General features: G+C 53.9%; 8 protein-coding genes. 7 read left to right on the forward strand and 1 reads right to left on the reverse strand.

The features are described from left to right. The coding region (locus AAH187_RS11060) for a choice-of-anchor Q domain-containing protein (protein WP_342348516.1) at nucleotides 1-777 on the forward strand (777 nt) is incomplete at its 5' end. A 182-nt stretch (nucleotides 778-959) separates the two neighbouring features. Here AAH187_RS11060 and AAH187_RS11065 read toward each other — a convergent pair. Beyond that, on the reverse strand, nucleotides 960-3,185 hold the full coding sequence (locus AAH187_RS11065) for an FG-GAP-like repeat-containing protein (RefSeq protein WP_342348517.1): 2,226 nt from the start codon (nucleotides 3,183-3,185) through the stop codon (nucleotides 960-962). A 509-nt stretch (nucleotides 3,186-3,694) separates the two neighbouring features. Between AAH187_RS11065 and ychF the strand changes: the two genes are divergently transcribed. From ychF to AAH187_RS11095, 6 genes are all read left to right on the forward strand, one after another. Continuing rightward, on the forward strand, nucleotides 3,695-4,765 hold the full coding sequence (gene ychF / locus AAH187_RS11070; protein ID WP_342348518.1) for a redox-regulated ATPase YchF: 1,071 nt from the start codon (nucleotides 3,695-3,697) through the stop codon (nucleotides 4,763-4,765). Between the two features lie 242 nt (nucleotides 4,766-5,007). After that, complete coding sequence (locus AAH187_RS11075) at nucleotides 5,008-5,364, forward strand: PepSY domain-containing protein (protein ID WP_342348519.1); 357 nt, start codon at nucleotides 5,008-5,010, stop codon at nucleotides 5,362-5,364. A gap of 297 nt (nucleotides 5,365-5,661) precedes the next feature. Next, nucleotides 5,662-5,826, forward strand: coding sequence for a hypothetical protein (locus AAH187_RS11080; protein ID WP_342348520.1), 165 nt, complete (start codon nucleotides 5,662-5,664; stop codon nucleotides 5,824-5,826). Between the two features lie 113 nt (nucleotides 5,827-5,939). After that, nucleotides 5,940-6,617: a response regulator transcription factor gene (locus tag AAH187_RS11085; protein ID WP_342348521.1), complete on the forward strand. Its 678-nt coding sequence runs from the start codon at nucleotides 5,940-5,942 to the stop codon at nucleotides 6,615-6,617. A gap of 3 nt (nucleotides 6,618-6,620) precedes the next feature. Next, nucleotides 6,621-8,081, forward strand: a complete 1,461-nt coding sequence (locus AAH187_RS11090) for a heavy metal sensor histidine kinase (protein WP_342348522.1) — start codon at nucleotides 6,621-6,623, stop codon at nucleotides 8,079-8,081. 43 nt (nucleotides 8,082-8,124) lie between these two features. Continuing rightward, a partial coding sequence (locus tag AAH187_RS11095) for an efflux RND transporter periplasmic adaptor subunit (protein ID WP_342348523.1) occupies nucleotides 8,125-9,212 on the forward strand: 1,088 nt, incomplete at its 3' end.

Here is a 9,212-nt window from a genome sequence, read left to right on the forward strand (position 1 = left end):
AATACCGGTGTTGGGAATAACGCGGGGGCAAATCGTGGCGGCGGCATTCAAATTGGAAACGGCAGCACCACAGTAATGAAAAATAGTATTATTGCCGGGAATCACGGCGGGATAGGCCCCAATGACTGTGTGGGAGAATTGAGTGGCGACAGCAAGTACAATCTGATCGGCGACACCAATGAATGTACAATTCCCTCGTTTGTCTCGACCTATCTGCTGAATGTCGATCCTCTGCTCTCGTCATTGGGCAACAATGGAGGGCCCACGCAAACGCATTTTCCTTCAGTGAATAGTCCGGCTCGTGAGGCGGGGTATCAGTTTCCACTCCCAGCCGCAGATGGATGCGAGAACCGAGACCAGCGAGGGGTGCCGAGGCCACAGGGTAGCGGAGTGTGCGATATGGGTGCCTACGAGGTGACGAGCACGTTTGGATTCGTAACAGAATTTACTCTCGTCAATGCCTCTTCCAATACCGACATCCGTCCTGTGCTTTATGGAGACACACTCGTGCTCTCCGAGCTTCCACCGGAGCTGTCCATACGGGCTGTGGTCACCGAAACACCGGGAAGCGTGGTTTTTGACTACGATGACACACCAGCCATTCAAACGGAGAATGTGGCTCCCTACGCTTTGGCCGGAGATAGCCCGGCAGGTGATTACAATCCGTTTGCCTTGAGTACGGGCAGCCATACGCTCACCGCCACACCATTCTCTAGCAATGGAGGAAGTGGGCCTGCCGGTGGCAGTCAGACGATTACGTTCTCCGTCCGCAATTGAAGAAAATGGGGCACAAAACGGGGCCGAAGTCTTTCAAATCTGACTCTTTGCGCGACGGGACAAAACTGCATTGCGGAACACATTCAAAGAGAGGGATGAATTCGTGCAGGAGACAATACGGTAGGAAGACATCATAACGAAAGGATAAATCCCGCTTACCACCGCCGGGAATCCTGTTGGCCTTACCGGCCGGCAAGCACCCAGTCTGTTGAAAGAGAGCCGGGAAATTCGACCGAGCTGATGCTCAACCCGTTCATCATCCACACCGCCACCGCCCCACTATTGCGATTGTGCCAAATGACATCAGCCATTCCATTGCCATCCACATCGCCTATTTGCGCTATGGTCCACGCAGCAGGGACCCCTTTAAAGAAACCCGAGGAGGTAATGGTCGACCCCAGTAATAACCAGGCTGCCACGACCCCATTGGTCCGGTGTCGCCACACCACATCGGCCGTCCCGTTCCCATCGATATCCCCCACACTTTGAATTTCCCAATTTTTTGAGGTGGCCCCGGGAAACCCGACAACACTGATGGTCAGCCCATCCATCTGCCAAATGGTCACTTTTCCTGTCCGGGTATTAAACCAAAATACATCCGCCTTCCCATCGGCGTTGACATCCCCGATCCCTGCAATCTTTTCCTCAGATGGAGGAGCCGGTAACAGGCCCGTGGATACAATGGTAGACCCGTCCATCAGCCAAACTGACACCTGACCGCTGGCAGCATTCTGCCAGAAGATATCCACCTTCTGGTTGCCATCAACATCTCCAACTCCTTTAATGACCCAAGCATTTGAAGCGGAGCCTGGAAACCCGATGGAACTGATGCGACTGCCTTTCATCATCCAGATGGCTACCACACCAGTCGTGGTATTGCGCCAGATGACATCGGCCGTCCCATTTCCGTCCACATCGCCACTTCCTGCGATCTGCCAGTCTTGGGGAACTCCGCCTAAGGTGCTCGACGCTCCCATTCTTGTTCCTTCCATCAGCCATACGGCTACTTCGCCGCTGCGGCTATTGCGCCAGAGCAGATCCGCAGTTCCACTGCCATCCAGATCCCGAATACCCGGCGGGCCAATCACTGCAGGACCCCGATCACGGATAAAAACCTCAAGATGCCCATTATCAGTATCACTACCCACGGGTGGATCATGCACCCAGGATGAAAGAGCCACAAACCGTCCATCGGCGCTAAGGGCAGACACGTGGGTAGAATCGTTTGAGGTCCTGCCGGGCAGATCCACACTCACCAACGACGTAACTTGTGTTTTTTGGTCATAGACAAAAACATCAGAAAAATGATGAACTCTATCCCCCGCCACCAGATTGGTGGCTGCGGATGAAAAGGCCACAAACCGACCATCGGCGCTCAGAGCAGGCCTGCTACTGGAGCCATTCGGGTCTCCACCCTGCAGATTTTCGTTTACTCGTGTGGTGGTCTCCGCCTCTCGGTCATACACAAAGATATCCGTGATCTCACGCCCATTCCCATCTCCTACCACGAGGTTACTGGCCACGGATCCAAAGGCCACAAAGCGTCCATCGGCACTAAGCGCAGGTTCGGAACTAGCTCCGTTTGGGTCTCTGCCCTGTGGAGCCACACTCACTCTGATGGTGTTTCCGGTCTGCCGATCATACACAAAGATATCCAAAGTCCCATTCGCATCTCCCGCCACCAAATTGCTGGCCACAGAATCAAAGGCCACATATCGCCCATCAGCAGTGATAGCAGAATTAGAACTTCCCCCATTGGAATCCCCCCCCTGTTGACCCGTACTCACCCGGGTCGTCGTCCCCATCTCCCGGTCATACACAAAGATGTCCCACGTCCCGTTTCCATCCTCCGCCACCAGATTAGTGGCGTCTGACTCAAAGGCCACAAAACGCCCATCGGCACTGAGGACAGGCCGGACACTGGCCCCGTCGGGATCTCCACCCTGTTGATTCACGCTCACCCTGGTTGTGGTCCCCGCCTGCCGGTCATAGATAAAGATATCTAATTTTTCATTATTATCCCCGGGCACCAGATCCGTAGCCAGAGACGAAAAGGCTACGAATCGCCCATCAGCACTGATAGCAGGAAAGTCACTATATCCATCGGGGTCTCCGCCCTGTTGATCCACACTCACTCGTGTCGAGGTCTTCGCCTGTCGGTCATACACAAAGATGTCCGCCGTCTCATTCCCATCTCCTGTCACCAGATTGCTAGCCCATGAACTGAAGGCCACATAGCGCCCATTGGCACTGAGAATAGGTTCGTCACTGGCACTGTCGGGGACCCCTCCCGCCAAATTAAGACTCACCCGCGTGGTGGTTTGGGCCTGGCCGATACTCGACATTGTGGCTCCCATCATCAAAACCATCATCATGCACCACAGTAATCGTCCGGCCTGTTGTCTCATAGTTTGTTTTCCCTCACCCTAACTACCGTTTGCATGTTGAACCGATACCCCTCGACGGAAATTCATTCCCACTTCCCAGCAAAAAGAAAAAGCGTGATGGACAGGATCTTCCCCGATCGCCACGTTTCTCATTGGGATTGCCAGTTTCGTAATCAGAAACACTCAAACCTTTTCGCCGGTCATCTCAACGGTCATTGTTGAAGATTCGAGTTGGGGAACGAAATTTCTTTTGCGCAATTTTCGTTCAGGGATATTCAATTTTTCAGGAAGGTTTCGTATTCTGTCATGCGTTGCGAGGGACTTGAATTTACGCTACCAGCCACCCTCGACTATGACAACGCGGCAAAAAATGCCTAACCTCTTCTCTCATGGCATAGGCACAAAAACCGGAGGGAATAATTTTTACGATTTCGATCGTAAGGGAGAAGAGCAGCCTGTATAGTATCGGCACATATAGGCCTTTTGGCTCAAGGACCGGCAGGGTCCTGATTTGCTACCTTGCGTCTTCTATGGAAATTGGTATCGTCGGTCTACCCAACGTCGGCAAATCCACGATTTTTAACGCGTTAACCTCCGGGAATGCGGCCGCATCGAATTATCCGTTTACGACAATCGAGCCGAACGTCGGCGTCGTGGCCGTTCCTGATCCACGTCTTGCGCGCCTGACCGAGTTGGTCAAACCCAAGAAAACCGTGCCGACTTCCTGCCGTTTCGTCGATATCGCCGGTCTGGTTAAAGGCGCCTCCCAGGGCGAAGGGCTCGGCAATAAATTTCTCGCCAATATCCGGGAAGTCGACGCCATCCTTCACATGGTGCGTCTCTTTCAGGATCCCGATGTGGTGCACACCATGGGCGGGGTGGACTATCGGCGAGATATTGAGGTGATTGAAACCGAATTAATGCTCGCGGACCTGGACAGTCTCACCAAACAGTACGACAAGGTCACAGCCAAGGCGAGGTCCGGAGATAAGGCTTCGAAAGAGGCACTTGTGGTGCTCGATATCCTGAAGAATGGTCTTGAAGCGGGTAAGCCGGCGCGAGCGCTGGGCCTCGAGCCGGAAGTTCTCAAGAATTTTTTCCTGCTCACCACACAGCCCGTGCTCTATGTCGGGAATACCGATGAGAATCCGGATCCGGCCATCCTTGCGGATTTTCAGGCATTCGCCAAGGAGCGAGGATCGGAATCGGTCGTGATCTGTGGCAAACTCGAAAGCGAAATCGCTCAACTATCCGGCGAAGACCGCGAAATCTTCATGAAAGATTTGGGCATGGAGCAGAGCGGCTTGGAGAAGGTCGTGGTCGCCGCTTATAAAACACTCGGGCTCTGCTCGTTCCTCACCTCGGGAGTGCAGGAGGTCCGGGCCTGGACCATTCCCATCGGAGCCAAGGCGCCACAGGCGGCCGGCGTCATCCACACCGACTTCGAGAAGGGCTTTATCAAGGCCGACATTTACGCCTTCGCGGACATCGACACCTACAAGTCGGAAGCCGCCCTCCGCGAAAAGGGCCTGATCCGCTCGGAAGGCAAAGAATACGTCGTCAAAGACGGCGATGTGTGCCACTTCAAGTTCAACGTCTAGAACAGTTTTTCTTTGCCGCCATGTTGGCAAGCACCTTCGGATTCGACCGACAACGCATCCCCCCCAATAGCTACCTTTCCGCCTTTCCGAGTGCGCCGACAAGGGCCTATTCTGGCTCATGTTAATCTCTCCAGATGAAGAATTTTTCATGTCCGCTTCATAGCTCCTTCATGTAGGTGGTCTATTCTGTATTCATGAACAGCCGGTTGATTCCATCAATTTTCTACCAAGGAGGATGTATCATGAAGCGGGTCCACACATTCAGTCTATTGGGCGCCTCAGCTCTGTTGTTGACTTCAGTCGGATTGGCCATGAGTGATGATGGCAAGGAGAAGGTCGCCGTGGCCAGCCTGCCCACTTCGGTCACCATGGAAGAAGCCCTTAAAACCGCGACGACTCAATTTCCAGGGAAGGTGCTTGAAGCCGAACTGGAAAGTGAAGACGGAAAGGTGATCTATGAGGTCGAGATCGTCAACGCTGCCGGAGAGATCAGGGAGGTTGAGATTGACGCCCAATCCGGAAAAATCCTGAGTTCTGAACTCGAGGACCAGGAGGGGCACAAGAAGGGCGCCTCTCATAAGGATTCTGGAAAATCCTAAGAGAACAGCAAGGCCCCATGCGCAAGAGTGTATGGGGCCTTTTCTCGTTTCCCCACACTGACGACACACAGGAGGAATCATCTTTGAGCTGCGGTTACATCCCATGTTCGTGCATTTCCCCATCGCCTTACTCTTCCCCAATGTGCTATTTGATGCCGCAGAAGCGTGGTTCAAACGGGACAACTTCCGTGATGGCGCCTTTTGGCTTCCCCCCTGGGTTTTCTCGGAGGGATTGCTGCCGCGATTGTTGGCACCTGGGCAGAGGAGGCTACTGAAAAGACCTGAATTGCCGAATCGATGATTGAGACGCACGAGACGCTCGCCTTTGTGACCTTAGGAATTTTCGGAGTCTTCCTATTGAGTCGCCTGGTGCTGCGAAACCAATTTTCGCGGAAGACCTTGGCCCCGTATTTTTTGATTGCGGCGATCGGATTAGGCACACTAAGCGCCACGGGTCACTAAGGGGGAGATTTGGTCTACCAACAAGGAGCAGGGTTTGCCCTTACTCACAAAGCAGGACTCCATGGGTCGAAGCACGTCCGGCCTTAACGGTTTTAATGTTCAGCGGGAGACAGATGCGTATTCTCTTAGTGGAAGATGATTCAAGTGTGTCCGGGTTTATTGTGAAAGGTTTGCGCGAGGAGCAATATGCTGTGGATCTCGCCATCGACGGTGAGATGGGATTGGCCATGGCTGAGACCACGCGCTATGACGTGGTCATTCTGGATATCATGCTCCCAAAAATGAATGGCATTGACGTCTGTCGCCGGCTTCGAGCGAAACGCCATACGACCCCGATTCTCCTCTTGACGGCACGGGAGGCCGTTGAAGATCGAGTAACCGGTCTGGATACCGGCGCAGATGATTATTTAACAAAACCGTTTGCCTTCGCTGAATTACTGGCACGTCTCAGAGCGCTTCTCCGTCGCGGGAGTGCCCAGCCCACCCCTCGCCTCACGATCGCAGACCTGGAGCTGGATCCGGTTTCTCATCGTGTCTCACGGGCAGGCCAGACCATCGTCCTGACCAACAAAGAATATTCACTTCTGGAATATCTCATGAGAAATACGGGACGGGTATTGACCCGGACAGCCATTACCGAACATGTGTGGGACATTCACTATGAGTCCGTCACCAACATTGTCGATGTCCACATTAAAACCTTGCGGAGCAAAATGGATCGGGACTTTTCTCCACAGCTCATCCATACCATGCGCGGGATCGGCTACGTCTTGAAGATCCCGGAGGCCTAACCCATGCAGGCCTTTCGCACTCGCATTCGTCGTGTTGCCTTAGGCTTCATCGTCATCCTCTTAGGCCTCTTTAGCCTGCTCCTATACCTCGGATTTTCGACCATTTTGCACAGTCATATCGATGAAGAATTGGTCGCACTCGCCGAAGAGGAAAGTCATCGTGTGGACCTGGCGACCGACCATGTTCATGTGTCCTCCCACCGGAAAGATGACGGGGACAAAGAGGATGAAGAAGACGAACGAGAAGAATTTGATGACGAAGAGGAGTTACAGCAGGCCATCCGTTACAGCGCCATTCTGGATCCCACCGGCCGTATTCTCTGGAGTGGGCAGAGCACCGAGAACCGGATTCCAGTGAAATCTCAGGTCATCGCTCAGGTCCTCAAAGGGGAAACCGTCTTCGAAACGTTTCACGAACCAGGCCGGCCACCCATTCGCCGCATCTCGATTCCTCTTGCCATCGAAGACCACGGACGATTTATTTTACAAACGGAAAAATCTTTGCAATTTGTCAAGGAAACTCTTCAGTGGTTGGTATGGCTCCTCTGTGGGGCCTCCGCCATCTCACTCCTGTTTGCCTGGTGGGGAAGCGGGCGTTTGGCCGGTGAAGCCCTGGCACCGGTCAAGGCCTTGAGTCAGACAGCGGAAACCATTTCCGGGCAGACACTCTCCACTCGTCTGACCCTCACCTCCCCCTATACAGAGTTTCAACGCCTCGCCCAAACCTTCAACAGCATGTTGGACCGCTTGCAGCAGATCTTCGAAGGACAACGCCGCTTTGTGGCCGATGCGGCTCATGAACTGAAGACCCCGTTAACGGCGATGAAAGGCAATTTTGAGGTCAGCTTGCAACGGGCACGGTCGGCAGAGGAATACCGCGAGACCATTCTCTCCAACCTGGTTGAAGTCGATCGACTCACGGCCATGACCAAATCCCTCCTCACCCTCGCACAATTCGCCGGCAACCGCCCACCACTCGTGCTGCAAACCCTTGTCCTCCCGCCTCTTGTCGAAGACGTCGTGAGCGAATTGTCCGTGTTAGCTCACGAAGGCGGTATCCATCTGCAGACGGAGTCTGAACCTGTTCCTCCTTTCCTGGGAGATGCCTCTCAGCTCAAACAGGCCCTGATCAATCTCCTGGATAATGCGCTCCGGCATACGCCTTCAGACGGAACCATCACCGTTCGAGTCGGGTCTCATGATAGGTCAATCCATCTATCCGTGGAGGACTCCGGGCCGGGAATTGATTCGCAACATCTCCCTCACCTGTTTGAGCGATTCTATCGAGTCGACCAGGCACGGGATCGCCAATCAGGAGGAACAGGCCTGGGATTGGCGATCGTCAAGGAGATTGTCGAAGCCCACGGAGGAACTATTCATGCACAGAGTCAGGTAGGACACGGCACCACATTCACGATCACCTTCCCACCTGGGGAGGAATCAGCGCTAACCAGAACACCATGATAGTATTTTGTCGTAGAAGATTTTTTGTCCAAATAGGCCATTCATGAAAAATCTGAATCACACGCACTGGAGATGGCTCCCTGTTCTTTGTCTGATGGGTCTGTTGCCGCTAGGGTGCTCCGATCCCCAGCCGCCAGCAGCGACCCCACCAAATACGGACCTAGCCGCTTCCGATCCCCCTTCCCCTTCTGGGCAAACGTTTCACGTGGATCACGTTCCGGACCAAGCCCGTCAGCGCATCCGAATTGAGGAAGTCAAAGAACGCCTGACTCCGCATTCAGTCTCGGCACCTGGCAACGTCGCCCTCGACCTTGCGTACGTGGCAAAAGTTTCCTCCCGCATCCCCGGGCAAGTGGATAAGATTATGGTGCAATTAGGGAATCGGGTTAAAAAAGATCAGCCGCTCGCGGCCGTGGAAAGCATGCGATTGGATGAATTGATCCAGGAATACCTGGTGGCCAAATCCAAAATGGATGTGGCCTCCAGCAACTTTACGCGAACCAAACAACTCCAGGCCGAAAACATCATTTCTCAACGTCGGTTCCTGGAAGACCGCGGACAGCAGATTGAAGCCCAGGCGGTCTATCAGCACGTTCGGGAAAAGCTCCTGAACATGGGACTCAGCGAACAAGAACTCCAGCAACTGGAACATGGCAGTCATCTGGAAGGGCACAAATATTTACTACGGGCCCCACTCAGCGGAACCGTGGTGAGCCAACACATCGTGCTGGGCCAGGGCGTAGCGGCAGGAGACGAGTTCTTTGAAATTGTGGATACCAGTCGCGTGTGGGTGTTTGCCAATTTGCCCATCGAACAAGCCCGTCGTTTCCAGGAAGGCGATGAGGGACAGGTTCTTCCCCGGGGCGGAGAGCCCATCACTGCCAGACTCACCTATATCGCCCCGGTCGCGGATGCCACCACTCGAACGATCCGCATGCGATTCGACGTCGAAAATCCGAAGGGCCGACTGAAACCCAATGAATATGTGGAAGTGCGATTGATCGATCAACAGAACCCGGCTTTATCAATACAGATGTCGGCATTGACAATGTTGGATGGCGTGCGCGGCGTGTTCGTTCAACGGGACACCGGATACGATTTCGTGTTTGTCGAGACCGGCCAGGAAGGCGG

Origin of the sequence: uncultured Nitrospira sp., assembly GCA_902500695.1 — a bacterium.
Classification (GTDB): Bacteria; Nitrospirota; Nitrospiria; order Nitrospirales; family UBA8639; genus Nitrospira_E.